At 48.5% G+C, this 17414-nt stretch carries 14 protein-coding genes; 11 read left to right on the forward strand and 3 right to left on the reverse strand.

What is annotated here, in order from left to right; genetic code table 11:
* Positions 1-42: 42 nt before the first annotated feature.
* The gene (locus FHS19_RS00310) at positions 43-447 is read left to right on the forward strand and encodes a phytanoyl-CoA dioxygenase family protein (RefSeq protein ID WP_312887131.1); all 405 of its coding nucleotides are present in this window, start codon (positions 43-45) and stop codon (positions 445-447) included.
* 254 nt (positions 448-701) lie between these two features.
* On the opposite strand, the gene FHS19_RS00315 is transcribed toward FHS19_RS00310, so the two are convergent.
* Positions 702-1892 carry a winged helix DNA-binding domain-containing protein gene (locus FHS19_RS00315; protein ID WP_183577048.1) on the reverse strand — a complete coding sequence of 397 codons (1191 nt, stop codon included), beginning with the start codon at positions 1890-1892 and terminating at the stop codon, positions 702-704.
* Between the two features lie 68 nt (positions 1893-1960).
* On the reverse strand, positions 1961-2320 hold the full coding sequence (locus FHS19_RS00320) for an NAD(P)H-dependent oxidoreductase (protein ID WP_183577051.1): 360 nt from the start codon (positions 2318-2320) through the stop codon (positions 1961-1963).
* A 390-nt stretch (positions 2321-2710) separates the two neighbouring features.
* Between FHS19_RS00320 and FHS19_RS00325 the strand changes: the two genes are divergently transcribed.
* From FHS19_RS00325 to FHS19_RS00345, 5 genes are all read left to right on the forward strand, one after another.
* Complete coding sequence (locus FHS19_RS00325) at positions 2711-5089, forward strand: helix-turn-helix domain-containing protein (RefSeq protein ID WP_183577054.1); 2379 nt, start codon at positions 2711-2713, stop codon at positions 5087-5089.
* A gap of 167 nt (positions 5090-5256) precedes the next feature.
* The gene (locus FHS19_RS00330; protein WP_376771827.1) at positions 5257-6870 is read left to right on the forward strand and encodes an extracellular solute-binding protein; all 1614 of its coding nucleotides are present in this window, start codon (positions 5257-5259) and stop codon (positions 6868-6870) included.
* A 73-nt stretch (positions 6871-6943) separates the two neighbouring features.
* Complete coding sequence (locus FHS19_RS00335) at positions 6944-7858, forward strand: ABC transporter permease (RefSeq protein WP_312887132.1); 915 nt, start codon at positions 6944-6946, stop codon at positions 7856-7858.
* Positions 7859-7870: 12 nt separating this feature from the next.
* Positions 7871-8752 carry a carbohydrate ABC transporter permease gene (locus tag FHS19_RS00340; RefSeq protein WP_183577060.1) on the forward strand — a complete coding sequence of 294 codons (882 nt, stop codon included), beginning with the start codon at positions 7871-7873 and terminating at the stop codon, positions 8750-8752.
* Between the two features lie 111 nt (positions 8753-8863).
* Positions 8864-10474, forward strand: coding sequence for a glycoside hydrolase family 2 protein (locus FHS19_RS00345; protein ID WP_246426383.1), 1611 nt, complete (start codon positions 8864-8866; stop codon positions 10472-10474).
* 373 nt (positions 10475-10847) lie between these two features.
* Here FHS19_RS00345 and FHS19_RS34540 read toward each other — a convergent pair whose 3' ends face one another.
* Positions 10848-10973, reverse strand: coding sequence for a YolD-like family protein (locus FHS19_RS34540; protein WP_221223814.1), 126 nt, complete (start codon positions 10971-10973; stop codon positions 10848-10850).
* Between the two features lie 190 nt (positions 10974-11163).
* Here FHS19_RS34540 and FHS19_RS00350 point away from each other — a divergent pair, with 190 nt between their 5' ends.
* The 5 genes from FHS19_RS00350 to FHS19_RS00370 all read left to right on the forward strand — a co-directional run bounded on the left by FHS19_RS00350 (position 11164) and on the right by FHS19_RS00370 (position 17256).
* Positions 11164-12087, forward strand: a complete 924-nt coding sequence (locus FHS19_RS00350; protein ID WP_183581286.1) for an ABC transporter permease — start codon at positions 11164-11166, stop codon at positions 12085-12087.
* 36 nt (positions 12088-12123) lie between these two features.
* Positions 12124-13005 (forward strand): carbohydrate ABC transporter permease, encoded by an 882-nt coding sequence (locus FHS19_RS00355; RefSeq protein WP_183577066.1) that lies wholly within the window; start codon positions 12124-12126, stop codon positions 13003-13005.
* A 67-nt stretch (positions 13006-13072) separates the two neighbouring features.
* Positions 13073-14650 carry an extracellular solute-binding protein gene (locus FHS19_RS00360; protein WP_183577069.1) on the forward strand — a complete coding sequence of 526 codons (1578 nt, stop codon included), beginning with the start codon at positions 13073-13075 and terminating at the stop codon, positions 14648-14650.
* Between the two features lie 112 nt (positions 14651-14762).
* On the forward strand, positions 14763-16517 hold the full coding sequence (locus FHS19_RS00365) for a cache domain-containing sensor histidine kinase (RefSeq protein ID WP_183577072.1): 1755 nt from the start codon (positions 14763-14765) through the stop codon (positions 16515-16517).
* Positions 16495-17256 (forward strand): response regulator transcription factor, encoded by a 762-nt coding sequence (locus tag FHS19_RS00370; RefSeq protein ID WP_183577075.1) that lies wholly within the window; start codon positions 16495-16497, stop codon positions 17254-17256. The genes FHS19_RS00365 and FHS19_RS00370 overlap by 23 nt, the downstream gene beginning before the upstream one ends.
* Positions 17257-17414 lie beyond the last annotated feature (158 nt).

A 17414-nucleotide genomic window follows, 5' to 3' on the forward strand; every position in this document is an offset into this window, starting at 1 on the left:
GACCTCCATTCCGTAGAGAATGTTAGCCACCTGGACGATGAGGTGAACACACTGTCCAAGGTGGTATCCAATTATCCGGATCCGATTCCGGTACGGTTGAAGCATGGAGATGTACTGTTCTTCGATTCACATCTGTTCCACCGGTCTTATCCAAACCGGACGAAGGACCGTTATCGGCGTTCCTTCGTGTGCCACTATTGCAATGCGCGTTCATTTGTGCCCTGGGATCATGACGGTTATGATGGCGAAAGCGGGAATTATCGCCAAATATTGGCGCGCGGGCGGACTCATCTGGCATATGCGGAACCGATCTTCGACACGCCGGTTGATATTACGCAGCACGATGAATTTCCCGAATCCTCCAGCGTGACGATGATGGCGATGGATGACGGGATGATGATGCCGGTCGTTCAGGAGAAAAAAGAGCAAAGCCAGGTCTTGGAATGAATCAATCGTACAAGAAAGACTTCCACTATAGGCTTCGTCCTGTGGAAGTTTTTTTGCTGTACGTTTTTAAATTTTCTGAATCAAATCCATGAAATGGCATCCCGGTTTACATAAAAAACGGATCGGATTAGACGACGAGACCTTTGGGGGAGTACAAAGATTTCAAGGGTCTCACAGTCACATGCCCTTATCGCTATGTGGGGCAAGTGTTTGATATCAATCCCGAATGAAACTTAACCAGGGCTCCTTCACTTTTACGCATGTGCCCCTGTTGTCACGGCACCAATCGTTAGTTGGGGTTGTCCCCCGAGGAATTGGCCGATCCGTTCTACCTGGTCGGCTAGTTCGCGCTTTTGTATAGCCGTTAGTTCGGCAAAAGGTTCCACTGTAATATAAAGCTTTCGGCCTGCCTTGCGAAGGTTCCAAACACCTGCGGCGATGCCGTTCACAAGCATAACCGGGAAGTTGCCGGCTTGGCCGCCGGACAACGCACGTTCCGCAGCTACTCCGGGGAAAATTCGATCCCGCGGGTGGCAGCCTACTACATAGGAATCAAAGTAAGGAAGCAATCGAATGCCATGAGGTCCTTTGGACGGGAACGAAACGTCTCCTGCTACCACCCATGCAGTTTCTCCATCCACCTCGACTGGTTGAAGTTCCCGGGTCATGGCTTTAAATAGCTCCACGGACCATAGCGGAGATACATTCAACCACTTCGCGAACTGCTGCGGCGTGGCCGGACCATAAGCAAGCAAGAAACGCTTGACGACTTGGGAAAGCGCCGTACGCCCATCCATTGGCTGAAAATCGGGCAAATAACGTTCAGGACTGATATAGGTTACTTTGCGCCCCCGGCTGGGGCCGTAACACAAGGCTCCCCGAATGCCTGCAATCGGCAAGGCAAGACGCCATCTGGGCCACATCCCGCCAAACGCCGGAACAACCCGGTCGTCCGCCCAAGGTCCGGCAGCCCTGATCACCGCTTCGCCCAGTTCTTCAATCGTCAGCTCCTCATGACGCAGTATGTCTGCAATAATTTCAACGATCTCATCTGTCTGTTCTGGCGTTAATCTTGTTTTCTCTGGAAGGCTGGCGGGGTCTCTAGGCGTGCTAGAAGATGATAAAGGAATGGCCGATAATGCTCCGGTCCACATCGGCAAGTCATCCGAAGCCAACAGGTGCACGGTGCCGCGCGGTCCGAACGCTTTGACAAGACTCTTCTCCCTCCACAAGGCCTCATGGATATCTTCGCGTTTTGCTCTCGTCGTCCTCAATCCGATCGACAACTCTGCGGCCGATAAGACCTGCGCATGCACGCCACAGAGCATTCCGGTAATTTCGGGAAGCTTGATTTCCTCAAGAGGAGAAGATAATCCATGACGATCGAGACGCCTCGCGCAAACTTCTTCCCATGTGACTCGCGGCTTTTCCGTGATTGCTGGCATAACCACTCACCCTTTCGTTCGCTTTTTATTCCGTCGGCGGTAGAACGTCTACTACATGAACCGGATCTTCAGAATCGGATGGCCAAAGCCGTTGTTTCCCGTAGCCCCATATCCATGATATCCAGGGGATCGCCGCTATGCTGATGATGCCCTTCGATAACGATCCCTTCCGGATGCCGAATGCCCCATAAGCCGACGATGTTCCGCATATAAGTAATCGCCATCTCGTAAGGTGCCATATCATCGATCGAGTAGTTGCCGTCCCGCGCATTGAGCAAAACCACCTCGGCCTGGTAGAGGTCAAGCACCTCCACCTGATCATCAGGGTGTGCATCTTGGTACGCGTGCAAGAACGCATCGTGCATCCGAACGCTGACGGATTGATCAGCCGGCCGGTCGTTCGCTTTCACCATCAATACTTTTGCCATTCCAAATCTCCTCCTAAGGTTCTGTCTCATTCGTTTTCTACAGTCTCAGGATAAACAAAAAAGTGTGACATCTGTGCGTCATACTTCGGAATAAAAGATTTTGGAGTACTCTTTAATTCTTCCGCAACCGGAGTGGCTCGACAATCTCTGCCCCATCGCCACTGCTCATACGATCTGGATTAGCCACTGTGCACCGGCCGGATTCTTCAGTTTGATCTTGAGATCAGTGTTGTGATTCGCGATAGGAGAAAAACCATATGGACAGAAGGTTTTCCAGTCGTTCTAAGGATCTTGATTACGGTTAACCATTCTATAGAATGGTTAATCGGATCCCTTTTCTGCTGTGCTATAATTCATAAAATAACTGCCCAGTTTGAAAGGATGAGAAGTATGAAAGTGCCATTCAATATGGCCATTAAGCGGGGAAACAAGAGTGTATTTGCCACGCTGTTTATATCATTTTTCGTTGTATTCATCGTACCGGTTACGATTAGCAGCGTTGTTTATTTGAAAATAGAGCAGATTCTGATTGACAATGCCTATCGGGCCAATGAAGCCATGTTGGAGCAGACCAAACACGTAATTAACGGTAAAACGCAAGAAATTGACAGCCTGATGCGTCAAGTCGCATTTCACCCTAAACAGCAGGTTCTGATGCAAAAGCCGGCGGACCCTGCCCAACCTAAGGAACAGTACCAGTATATTGAGCTCATGAAGGACTTAGCCAGGTACAAGGCGTACAGCTCTTTAACTTTAATCTATGATATGTATGTTTATTTTGGCAATACGGATACGATAGTAAGTCCTAGTATGAAGACGGATTCATCCACTTTGTTTCAGCAGATTTACAAATATAAAGGGATGACGGAAAATTCCTATCGCAGCAGCCTGCTTCTGGGGAGCCACTTCAAGTCCTACCTCAGCACCGACCTTATCATAAGCCAGTTCAAAGCAGAGCCGATGATTACCTTTATTCAGTCCCTTCCGTTCGGAGAATTAGGACCAGCCAAAGGAAGTCTAGTTGTCCTGATTCAGAAACGGCAATTCACGGATCTTTTGCGGGAGGTAGAGGGGCTGCATAACGGCAGCATTTATATCCTGAACCAACAAGGCGAGCTACTCATCGGTCCAGAAGGTGAAGGTCAGAACTCAGAAGTTATGGCCCATATTAAACCGAGTCTGGAAAAAACATCGGGCAAGTTTCTATTGCCCGTTCAAGGTGCGGATATGCTCGTATCTTACACAACTTCTTCGGAGAATGGCTGGACTTACGTTTCGGTATTCCCCAAGGATGTTGTTCTGGCGCAGGTTAACCGGGTTAAATTATGGAGTCTGCTGCTGATGGCGATCTGCCTGGCGATGGGTACCCTGCTGTGTGTATTTTTGGCTCGGCGCCACTACTCGCCGATAAAAGGGCTTGTTGCCATGATCAAGCATGGCCGGACGGCGATAGGAAGTGAAGGAAAGAACGAATTGAATTTCATCGCGGAAACGATGCAGCAGTTGTTCGGCAAGGAAGCAGAGATGGAGCACAGATTATCATCACAAATGCCCATTATCCGTTCCGATTTCCTGTCACGCCTGATTCGTGGCCAGATTGACGGCAGGGAGGTTACCCATGAAGATCTGAGTTTCATGGGGATTAATGTTCATCATAATGACTTTGTGATCATCATTCTGGATGTGGAGGAAAGCCCGAGCTTTCTGACCGAGGATACCGAGCGGGAGTGGATCCTGCTCCGATTTATCATGAACAATGTCAGCCAGGAACTGTTGAACGGCGATGGCTATATGCTCGAGCTTGGAAAGAAACGCATGCTGGTATTGGTCCCGCTAAACGACGTATCGGATGAGGATGATCATAGAATTCATGCCTATGCGAGAAGCTTCATTGAGATGATGGCTAGCAAATTCAGGACGGCCGTCTCGGCCGGTATCAGCCGTCGTCACAGTGGTTTAGAGCGGCTTTCGGAATGTTTTGAAGAGGCCACGATTGCCCTCAGCTATAAAATGACAAGGGGAACCCGTTCCATTACTTATTATGATGAAGTACAGAACTGGCAAAGCGAGACTTATCGTTTACCACCGGAGCTTGAAGCACAGCTATTAAACTATACGCGCAACGGTGACTTTCAAAATGCTGCCAGACTTCTCGATCATTTATACGACCTTAATTTTGAACAGGATCATTTGACACCCGAAATGGGAAGGTGGTTCTTCCTTGATCTTCTGAGCACATTGATCAAACTGCTCGAGTCCGAGCAGATCGATTATAGGGAAGTTTTGGGTGACGAAACAGAGCCGTCCAAACTGATCACGGATACGGATACCGCCTTAAGCGCGCACCTTCGCATCAAAGAAATGTTCAGGTTAACCGCCTCCCGGATCCAAGCGGATAAAGTGGATCCCCAAGATGCGCTGCTCAGAAAGATCCGTGAGTTTATTCAAGCTCATTACCATGACAACAATTTGGGATTATCGATGATCGCGGACCATTTAAATATGAACCCGGTATATATATCTTCTTTCTTTAAAAAGAAGAGCGGTGAGAATGTCACGGATTTCATTACACGGATACGGATAGAAAATGCAAAACGTCTTCTTGCCGAAGAAAATCTCACCATCCATGAAATTGCACTGGAGATCGGCTATGCAAGCAATATCGTCCTCACCAAGGTATTCAAGAAATTAGAGGGAATCACTCCAGGAAAATATAGGGAAGGTATCGCTCAATCCAAAACCAAACGAACCGATCTTAAAAATGGATAACCGGTGATCTTAAGCTTGATTTATCCAGCTTGAATGTTTGATATTTATCCCCGCACCCACTTTCCGTAGATTTAAACACAGAAGGACGCAGAGTAAATCTGCCCTTGTAATCAAGTCCAATATTGGGGAGGTTCATGGAATTGAAAAAGAAGAAATGGCGGAGAGGCATGGCTTACGGGATGGCGGCCGTCTTATTCGCAGGAATTCTTACTGCATGCTCCGGAGGAAGTGAAGGTGCAGCGCCAGCCGGATCCAAGGTGGAGTCCGGGCAAACGGAAGGGAAGAACGGGTATCCAGCTTCATTTAGCTATTGGGTGGAGCTGGATGGAGATTCGGCAGTATCCATGACGAATTTTAATGAAAATGAGGCTTACAAAAAGCTGGAAGAAATGACTGGCACCAAGGTGGACTTTAAGCATCCGACCGGTGGCGGCACCCAAATCCAGGAGCAGTTCAACCTCATGATTGCTTCCAGAAACTTGCCGGATGTCATCCAGACGAACTGGCTGACGGTTCCGAAGGGACCGCAGAATGCAATTGATGACGGAACGATCATCCGTCTAAACGATTTGATCGATCAATACGCACCGAATTTTAAAAAGTACTTGGATGAGCATCCGGATATCGCCAATATGATTAAGACGGATAAGGGGGATATCTATGCCTTTCCTTTTATTCGGGAGGACGACCGCCTGAAGGTTTACTACGGTCCGGTGATTCGTAAGGACTGGCTGGATAAGGTCGGAATGCAGCCGCCAACGACAATCGATGAATGGGAACAGGTACTGACAGCTTTCCGCGACAAGGACCCGAACGGTAACGGAAAAAAGGACGAAATTCCATTCCTGCTCGAAGTGGGTGCTGTCCGGAACGATCTCTTGAACTCGATGATTGGTGCCTGGGGCATACTGGACAAGTTTTACCAAAAAGACGGGAAGGTCTATTACGGGGAAATCCAGCCGGAATTCGAACAATTTCTGACTACCATGCACAAATGGTATACCGAAGGTTTAATCGATAAAGACTTTGCTGCTGTAGACGGCAAACTGAAGGACGCCAAGACAGCTGGCAACCAGCTCGGCCTCCTGTACGGATACTCCAGCGGCACAATCGGGAAGTTTACCGATCTGATGAAGGACAGCGTACCCGGATTTAAAATGACGGCCCTCCCTAATCCGACGCTGAACAAGGGAGAGGTATCCGCAGCGGGCATGATCAGTCCGACCTATCCAGGTGAGCATTCCGCGGCCATTACTTCGGCGGCAAAGCACCCGGAGCAAATCGTCAAGTGGCTGGATCTGGCATACAGTGATGAGGGCCACATGCTGTTTAATTTCGGCATTGAGGGTAAGAGCTATACCATGGTAAACGGCAAGCCTGAATACACCGAGCTGATTACGGATAATCCGGATAAGTTGACGTTCAAACAGGCACAAGCGAAGTTTATGAGAACCCAGTACGGAGGTCCCTTTGTCCAGGACGTAGAGTCTTTCCTTCAACAAATGAAGTATCCGGAACAGCTGGATTCGCTTGATGTTTGGTCCAAGGCAAAGAATAATCTTCAGCTGCCATTAATGACCCTGACATCCGAAGAGAGCAGCAAGATTGCATCGATCATGAATGACGTAAACACGTATTCGGATGAAATGGTGGTCAAATTCATCATGGGTACCGAACCGCTCAGTAATTTCCCTAAATATGTGGAAGCGCTGAAGAGCTTTGGCATCGAGGAAGCCATCCAGGTTGAACAAGCCGCGCTTGACCGATATTCCAAACGCTGATGACGTCAGGAGGGGCCTGGGGTCTTCAGTACCCTGGGCTCCCATTCTTACAGCTAATGAGGAGGGAACCTAGGTGTCATCTTACTTTACGAGGTTATGCCGGGACTTGGTCCGAAACCGAGCCGTGTATTTTATGCTGCTGCCGGTTGTCGCTTACTATGTCATTTTTCATTATGGTCCTATGTACGGCCTGCAGATTGCATTTAAAGACTTCAGCCCTGCGAAAGGGATCGGTGGGAGTCCGTGGGTTGGATGGAAGCATTTCGAGTCATTCTTTGGCAGCGTTTATTTTGGGAGAATCCTGGGGAACACGCTTCTGCTCAGCCTGTACAGCCTGATCTTTTTCTTTCCGACCGGGATTATATTTGCGCTGCTCCTGAACGAGCTCAGAAGCGGCAAACTCCGGAAAGCCGTGCAGACCATTTCTTACATGCCACACTTTATTTCGCTTGTAGTCATTGTCGGCATGCTGTTCGATTTCCTGGCCAGGGACGGACTTATCAACCAGGTCCTCGGTTACCTGGGGATCGAAGCCATCCCGTTCATGCGATCGCCCGGCTGGTTCCGAACGATTTATATCTCCTCCGAAATATGGCAGAGCATCGGATGGAGTTCTATCGTATACCTGGCTGCTATCAGTACGGTTAACCCTACATTATATGAAGCGGCGCGCATGGACGGCGCCGGGAGATTCAAACAAATGTGGCATGTTACCCTTCCGGGCATCATTCCGACCATAACGATCATGCTTATTCTGTTTATAGGCAAATTTATGACGGTTAGTTTTGAGAAAATCATTCTGATGTACAATCCGGTGATCTACGAGACCGCCGATGTTATTCAAACCTATGTATATCGCAAAGGGATTCTGGAAGCGGACTTCAGCTACAGCGCTGCGGTCGGCCTGTTTAATGCTGTCATCAGCTTTGCTCTGCTTATAACGGCAAATGCCGTCGCCAAGAAGCTTGGCGAGACGAAACTTTGGTAAGGAGGGATCAAGATGCTGATCAAACCGTCGCCAGGGGAAAAAGCATTCGACATCGTTAATGTCGTGTTCATGATCGTTGTATCCCTGGTCACCTTATACCCACTCTTATATGTTCTGATCTCATCCGTAAGCGATCCCCAGTATGTCGTTCAGAACCGGGGGATTACGCTTTACCCCCACGGATTTAATCTTGACGCATACGCGATGGTGTTTCGGAATCCCAATATTTTAACTTCGTTTGGGAACACCTTGTTCTATGTCGGAGCCGGCACGCTGCTCAATATTATCATGACGTCTCTCGGAGCGTATGCGCTTTCCCGAAAACATCTTATGCTAAAAAATGCGGTCATGTTTATGATTGTGTTCACGATGTTCTTTGAGGGAGGTCTGATCCCGCTGTATTTATTGATGCAGAATCTGCATCTGTTGGATAACCGCCTAGCGGTCATCATCCCCTCGGCCGTGAGCGCATTTAATCTTATCATCATGCGGACGGCGTTTCAGGCGGTTCCCGAAAGTCTGGAGGAATCAGCCAGAATTGACGGAGCGGGAGATTGGACGATCCTGTTCCGTGTGGTTCTTCCTCTTTCCATGCCGGTGGTCGCGGTGATGATCCTGTTCTATGGGGTTTCTCATTGGAATTCATGGTTTTATGCTTCGATTTTTCTTCAGACCAGGGAATACTTCCCGCTGCAAATTATCCTTAGGGAAATTTTAATCAGTAACGACACCAGCTCCATGTCCGTCGGCGTGGGAACGTCCGACCAGATGGCCATCGGGGAAACGATCAAATATGCAACGATCATCATCGCTACGGTTCCGATATTGCTGCTGTATCCTTTTTTGCAAAAGTATTTTGTCAAAGGCGTCATGGTTGGCGCCATTAAAGAGTAAAACCCAAATATAAGATTAATAACTTGGAGGGAAACGGTTTTGATCAGACTATTCGAAACAAACCGCATAAGAAAAACCCGCTCACTGGAGGGCACTTGGACATTTACTACGATGAGCGAAGATAGAACAGAACAGGACGCCCCCGTATATCAGCTTCCGGTTCCCGGATGCTGGGAACAACATCCGAACCTGGCTTCCTACCGAGGAAGAGGCGTATACCGCAAATCAATCCACACGTCGCAGAAAACCTCGCTGCGCTTCGTGTTCAAGGGAGTCAGCCATACCGCTGACGTATCTTTTGACGGTATTCCTGTAGCCCATCATTACAATGCCTATACCGCATTTGCAGCGATTGTAAAAGACGTCGATCCGGGTGACCATGTGCTAAAGGTTGAGGTGGATAACGGATTTCACGAAGGCTCGTCATTGCATGTACACAATGACTATTATACGTATGGCGGGTTGATCCGACCTGTAAGCGTCGAGGAGATCGGGGACGCTTTTATCGATCGGATCGAATTTGAACCACGGAGGAACGACACGGGCTGGGAAGCTGACATTCGGTTACATCTTTGCAGCATAACTGATACAGACCAGGAGTTCCGGGTGACGGGAAGTGTGGCCGGCCAGTCCCTGGACTTTGGATTGGTCCAACTACCCGCGGGCCAGAGTCTGTCCGTTAGCCACTCCATGGCCTTTTCGGGCGTCGAGGCATGGAGCCATGAGAACCCTGCGCTGTATAATCTGGAAGTGCAATTGGAAGATCCCGATGGCGGGGTGATCGATGATTTGATTGAAAGGGTAGGGTTCCGGGTCATTTCAACGAGTAACGGGAAAATTCAGGTTAATGGGAAGGACGTCGTCCTTAAAGGATTTAACCGCCACGAGGATCACGGCAGTGTTGGAGCTTCATTTTCATTGAACCTGATGGTCCAGGATCTGGATCTCATGGCCGATATGGGTTGTAATAGCGTACGGACGAGTCATTATCCCAATGACGAGCGTTTTCTGGACCTTTGCGATGAGCGGGGATTTTATGTATGGGAAGAAAATCACGCCCGCGGATTGACGTTAGAGCAAATGCGGAATCCAAACTTTATTCAGCAATGTGAAGATGTGAATCGGGAAATGGTCACACAGCATTATAACCATCCATCGATCATAATCTGGGCTATTCTAAATGAATGCGCTAGTCATACTGAGGAAGGACGAGTGCATTATCAACGGCAGTTGGAGCAAATTCGCTCACTTGACGGAAGTCGGCCGCTGACGTTTGCTTCCCACCACCGGGAAAGGGAACTTTGTTTTGACCTGGCTGACATTGTCTCTTTTAATCTCTATCCAGGTTGGTACGGCCCAGAGGACGCAGGAGAGCTGTGCGACAAAGCCAGAGGCTGGGCTGATGCAGCAGGAGGACTGGGTAAGCCGATGATTATGAGCGAGTTCGGAGCCGATGCCGTTTACGGGTACCGTATGCCCTCCCGGGTCAAGGGAACAGAGGAGCGGCAGGCGGACATCATCGATGAAAACCTGACTGCATACCAAAGCAGGCATTTTATATCCGGCATGTTCATTTGGCAGTTCTGTGACTGTCGGGTAACGGAGGAAAAAGTAGGACCACTATGGAGGGTGACAACGCAGAATATCAAAGGCGTCGTGGACATGTACCGCCGTCCGAAGCTGGCTTATGAAGTGGTGAAACGACATTTTGGAGACAAGTAACCGCAGTGTCCCTTAGTAACGCAAAAATTTATAAGCTGAAATATTACTCTAATTGATAGAACGGCTTTGTTCGCGAGAGGGGTCACCAGATTGAATACAACATCCTAGCGGTGAGTTATATGGGAAAATCATGATAGGACAGGCGACCAGGAAGTAATGGTCGCCTTTTTTGGGTTGATAGCAAAACATCGTGAACACAGTAGCGGGGCAATGCACAATGCTAAACGAAATTTTGACGATGAGCTGAATTAGCGAACGATCCCGCGATTGAGACAAATCGTCACGCGATTATTGGGAAACATGAGTTCGTGCCCGATATTCACTTGCCGGCCTAAGGAGAACAAAAAGCAGTCGAAGTTGGGATGAAAATAGCTTATGTACTGGCTGCGATAATATCGTCAAACTTAATCCATTCCCATTCATCGCGGTCTATGCTGAGCTTGATCTCTTTACGGACTGTATTAATGACCGTGACGAAACCGATAAGACTCCTGGACATTTAACCAAATATGCTGTGAGATGAAATCTTTACGGATGCACTGTAATGAAAGCGCTATCTATATTTGTATAAAATGATCACTACAATTCAAATTATGAACTGTATTCGTTATCTTCATCGAGAATCTATAATTAATTCACAGATCCGTTGTTTTGAAGCAACCAATGAGGAGGTGAACCAAGTGTCAACTATGAAGCGCCTGCAAAGGCAATTGCCGTTTCAAGTATTCGTGTGGGTTGGATTGGCGTATTTACTCATCTTCAGCTATATTCCGATGTTCGGGATTATTATTGCCTTTAAGGATTACAGGATATCCAGCGGAATTGAGGGTATTTTCACGAGCCCTTGGTCTGGCTTGTCCCACTTTCGGGAGCTAATCGACGACTATAATTTTCCGATGCTTGTGCGCAACACGCTGGTCATTAGCATTCTGAAGATTATATTTTCCTATCCGGTCCCAATTCTGTTCGCCATCTTGCTCAGCGAAGTACGTCACGTATTTTTGAAGAGGTTCGTTCAAACCGTAAGTTATTTGCCGCATTTCATATCTTGGGTTGTCGTTACCGGTATTGCAAACGCTTTCCTGTCGAGCGGCTACGGAGTTGTAAACGACCTACTGCTTAACCTTCACCTCATAGGGAAGCCGCTTGAAGTGCTCACGAATCCAGATTCCTTCTGGGGGCTGGCTGTCTCGACGGCGATCTGGAAGGAAGCGGGGTGGTGGACGATTATTTTTCTGGCCGCGCTGGCTGGTATTGATCCTTCTCTATATGAAGCGGCGGAGATTGACGGAGCGGGTCGATTGAAGCGGATCTTGTACATTACCTTGCCGGGCTTGAAGAGCGCAAGCATCGTCATTCTCATTCTGACGATCGGCAGTATGCTGGGAGGCGGCCTTGTCGGCTCCAACTTTGAGCAGGCGATGTTACTGGGTAACTCACTCAACAGCGACAAATCCCAGATCATTCAGACCTATGCATTTTCCATCGGTCTCGCCCAAGGACGATTTTCATTCGCCACGGCCGTCGACTTGATGCAATCCGTTATTTCGGTACTGCTAATCTTCGGAAGCAATACCATTGCAAAAAGGCTGTCCGGGACGGGGTTGTTCTGATCGAGCCATATATCAATCCCATGCGAGGTGAAAGGGATGCGAAGAAGGAAGACAGTGGAGGACCGCGTGCTGGATACTGTTATTACGGCTATTCTCGTAGTTGTGGTCTTCATTACCTTATATCCTTTCTATTATATTCTACTGATTACGTTCAACGAAGGTACGGATACAGCTGCCGGCGGCGTATACTTGTGGCCTAGACAATTTACCCTTAGTAACTACACTTATTTTCTTCAGGATCCGAAATGGGTTAAAGCGTTTGGTATCTCGGTGCTCCGAACGGTCATCGGGACAGCGCTCGGAATTCTGTTCACCTGCCTTGTGGCGTACGGATTGTCTAAGCGGGATCTGGTTTTCCGATCGGGATATTTTCTGGCCGTCGTGATCGCGATGAACTTCTCCGGAGGTCTGGTTGCTTTCTATATCGTGCTGAGAAGCCTTGGGCTTATTAACAATTTTGCAGTTTACGTCGTTCCGGGCATGCTTAACCTTTTTTTTCTGCTGATCGCCATCTCCTTCTTCCGGGACATCCCGGATGAATTGGGGGAATCAGCGCGAATCGACGGGGCTTCGGAGCTTCATATTTTTGCACGAATTGTCCTCCCGGTATCGATGCCGTTGCTCGCGACGATGAGTTTGTTCATTGGTTCCGGCCAATGGAACTCTTGGCTCGATTCAGCCTATTTTGTACAGGACGAGGGGTTACGTACACTAACTTACCGCATGATGCAGGTTATCAATCAGACAATGGTGCCATCAGGCGACACCCAAGCTGCAGCCATGTCTCGAACGAGCGTCACTCCGTTCTCCGTCCAGGCGACGGCGATGGTCGTCTCCATTGTGCCGATACTCGGCGTATACCCGTTCCTGCAGAAGTACTTCGTCTCAGGAATGATGCTCGGTTCCGTAAAGGGCTAGTCGGTATTGGAGAGTTCTCTTTTAAGGGAATGCTTTGAAAAATAAAAAAAATGATGGGGGAATGAATATGATTCATCGGTACAAGTCGTTTCTAATCCTGCTGATGACATTTCTTTTGTTGGCTGGAGGCTTGTTATCCGCATGCAGCAAGTCTACCAATGAAGGCACATCCAACAACAAGACTGAGGGCACCGCTTCGAATTCAACCTCTGGAGACGGCGCCCAGCCGTGCACAAAGCCGGTGGAATTGACGATGTTCGTTGATGCGACCTGGTATCCGTTCCAAGATTGGACAGGAGAAATTCCCGACTTGATTACGAAGGCGACTTGTGTGAAGCCGAAGGTAACCATTGCGACCGATGACAAGCAATTGGCTTTGATGGTCGCTTCTGGCGATCTTCCGGATCTGGTGGTTTCCTTTAACTTCAAGCTGATGTCCGACAGCAAACTGAGTCTTCCTTACAACGAGATCTTTCCAAAATATGCGCCTGACGTTACCTTCGATCCGGTGAAGGTACTCGTCAACACGGTGAACGACGGGAAATATTATGCCATCCGCAATGATTTTTCTTCGGAGTCTGAATGGAAGGTTAATCCGTATGCTCATATGATGACTGCAGGACTTGCCATGCGCAAGGATATTCTGGAGGAGCTTGGTAATCCTTCTATTAAAACACTGCAGGATCTTGACAACGTTTTCGCCGAAGTAAAGAAAAAGCATCCGGATATAGTGCCGCTTATTCTGAATCCAAACTGGCAGCGCCCATACTTTGACGTACAGTTCGGCGCTCAAGGAGGACTCGTCGACAACGGGGGGAAGATCGAATATTATCTTCGTCAGGATAGCGTGCGTGATTCTATGCTCTATATGAACAGCTTATACCGCAACGGGTTCGTTACATCGGAGAACTTCGCATATAAGAACGAATCGGAGACCGAGCAGATGATGTTATCGGGCAAAGGCTTTGCTTATACGTGGACCTATTCGGGGGCGGATCGTCTGACAGCGGATTCAAAGGGCAAACTTAAGTTTGTACAATTGGCTGAGCCGCTCAGTCCGAAAGCGTCCATCGTCAGCACGGGCACCGGTGGTTTGGGGATCTATGTGACGAAGGATAACAAGAACGTGGAAGCATCGGTCCGCTTCCTGAAGTATCTGTTCTCGGAAGATGGCTGGAGATTGGCGGAATGGGGCATAGAAGGCAAGGATTGGACTTGGAACGATGCCGGCTATCCGGTATTCAACTACGATCCGCAGGATCTGACCGTCCTCAAGCAGAAGGGTGTCTACTGGTGGGGAGTGCCCACAGAGACCGGTGTTGGTATGGCTCTCGGTTCTTACAAAGAAGGTTCCGAGACGACCCGTCAAGGTGAAGCATACGATAAGATCATCTCGTTCAATCCGGCGATTGGCATGATTAGTCCGGATACCGATTCGCCAGAGCAAATTATTCAGACGAATATTGATAATATGGTGAAGACGGAGGTAACGAAGGTATATCTTGCTCCTTCGGCGGAGGAAGCGCAAAAGGCTTACGATGAACTGATCAAGAAAGCAGAAAAAATCGGCATGGCCAAGCTGGAGGCGTGGGCCACAGCTCAGTATGGTCCTTTGAAGGAGAAGTACGACAGTTTGAAGAATTGATGAAATGACATATAAGGACTTTGAAGAAGAGGGGGCTCATATAGAGCGAGGCCGCACCATGGCCCGCTCTGTATGAGATCATTTGTTTTTTAGGGAACGGAGTGGATCTACCTTGCGAATCGGCACAAAGATGATTGTCGGTTATATTCTTCTAATCGTCATTCCGTTTCTATTTTTCGCAATTTTCGTCTACGCCCAGTTGAACGAGAAGTTAACGACACAGTACAAGCTTGCCAATCAACAGAATATCGAGCAGCTCGCAGTGAACCTCGACGCCAGCTTCTTGAAGATTGAATCACTGTATTCTATCTACCAGAATAACTCAGCCTTGATCGATTATTTGCGAGGAAACGAGCTGAACGATAGGGATTTAATTTATTCCTATCTGAAGGATATCTCGCCGGCCTTTTCGTTCGCATCCCTCGCGGAGGTTCAAATCGACAATTTAACTGTATATCCCAAGACCCAACGCAAAATGTTAACCGTAAGCGGATTCAAGCCATATGAAGAAGGACGAGACAAGCTGACAGATGCCGAACTGGGTGCCTTGAGTCCAAAGGAAGGCTTATGGAAGAGAGCAAAAACCGACGGGACGCTGTCCCTCGTCTTTTATCATAAAATTTACAACGATTTGTATAGCAACGATTTGGGAATTCTCGCTATTTCGGTTCGTTCCACCCTTGTGGAGGACTTTGTGCAGTCTCTCCGAAGCATGCATCCCGGAAACGCAGTTCTCCTTACTGACGCAGATGGGCAAACGATATATCGCAGCATCGACAACGAGAAAAATATCGAAGCAATTGATGATGCGGCTCGCCGGGTCCATGCGGGCGAAAAGGAGCATGTCAACGCGCGGTTTATTCTTAATTCTGCGCCAATAAAGCAGCTTGGATGGACTGTAATCGAGATCAATCCGCGAGAATCACTTTTTCACTTGTTTAGGGTGAAGCAATGGTGGCTCGTGGGAGGGGGAGTCTTATTGCTCCTGCTATCAGCCCTTTATTACGCCATTTTGTCGTCCTTGACCAAGCGAATGCTGCTTCTATCCAGACATATGAGACGGGTTGGTCCCGATTGGCTTGGACATTCGTATGCGGGCCCTGTTGGGAAGGATGAATTCGGATACCTCATTTCGAATTACAACGCGATGATCGCACGGATGGATGAGCTTGTCAATCGAGTTCAGAAAGTAGAAATATTGAAAAAAGACGCGGAATTCAAGATGCTTCAGGCACAAATTCAGCCTCACTTTCTTTATAATACGCTGGAGACGATGCGAATGCTGGCGCGTGCCAACGGCGATTCAACCGTTTCGGAGATGGCTTACTCTCTTGGCAATCTTATGCGATACAGCTTGTCCCGGAAAGACAACACGACGCTCGGTGAAGAATGGGAGTACCTTCGTCAATATTTAGCTATTCATGAGATTCGAATGCCCGACCTGCAAATCGAATGGGAGAAGGATGAGGCGGCAACCTCGATTCCCTGTCCACGGTTCATTCTGCAGCCGCTCGTTGAGAATAGTATTCTGCACGGATTATCCAAACGTAGAGGGGGGAAGCTTGTCTCTATCCGTATGGCAGTTCAAGGAGAATTCGTGATTATCATTGTGGCGGACAACGGCACAGGCATCTCGGATGACCGAATGAAGTTGCTGCAACAAAAGCTGCGGGATAACAATGGGTATGACGAAGGGGGGATCTCGGAAACCGAAGGAATCGGACTCAGCAATGTCCTTCAACGCGTCAAGGCTTACTTCGGTCCTCTATCAAGCTTGGCCATAGAGAGCAAACTCGGAGAAGGGACCGTCTGTACGCTAAAGCTATATCTGGAGGAGAGAGACCATGCTAAACTTGATGATCATTGATGACGAACCGATTATACTGGCAGGCATTCGAGATATGGTGGAGCAAGAAAAGACACCCTTTACTAGAATCTCTGTTGCTTTCGACGGTGTTGAAGCATTGGAGCAAATGGCCTACTTCCGTCCTGATCTTGTGATTACCGATATTCATATGCCGGAAATGGACGGACTTGCCTTCATTCGAGAGGCGCATAAGAAAAACGTTCGACGTTTTATCATCCTAACGGGCCACGATAAGTTTGAATACGCTCGTGAGGCATTGCGGCTGAAAGTCGTTGAATATTTGTTAAAACCAATCAATCAATCCGAGCTTAGCAGTCTGCTGAAAAGTATGGCGACGGACATCGTCACCGACAAGAATAAGGAGCGGGATGAAGAAGCGGATAAAGGACCGGCCTGGTATTCGAACGAGAAAATGCGGATGCTTGCCGATTACGTCCACGCCAATTATGGGAGAGATATATCTATTGCAGATGCGGCCACTTGGCTCAATCTGAATCCTGCATATGCAGGGCAGCTGTTCAAGAAGGAAACGGGGAAATCCTTTATCTCATACCTGCGATGCGTCCGAATGGAAAAGGCCAAGGCGCTGCTTCTCGACATGCGAGAGATGTCGATGGACCACATCGCTTGTTGTGTTGGGTACGAAAACAGCCGGACATTCTATAAGGTGTTCCGCGAGCACGTCGGTCAGACGCCCGGAGAGTATCGCGACTCAAACGGCAAGAATGGGGAAAGTTAAATCTCCTTTCGAACGGCTTCGGAATCTAATGAATTTCGATAACTGAGTTCCCGGCATCTTGCAATGCTTTTTGTATGTGCCGGCGAAGCTCTCCGGACGTTGCGAAGCCGAGTTGTACCGAAAAGGACGTTATCGGCCAGCGTCGGCTAATCGGGTTT

The organism is Paenibacillus rhizosphaerae (assembly GCF_014192015.1).
Classification (GTDB): Bacteria; Bacillota; Bacilli; order Paenibacillales; family Paenibacillaceae; genus Paenibacillus_AQ; species Paenibacillus_AQ rhizosphaerae.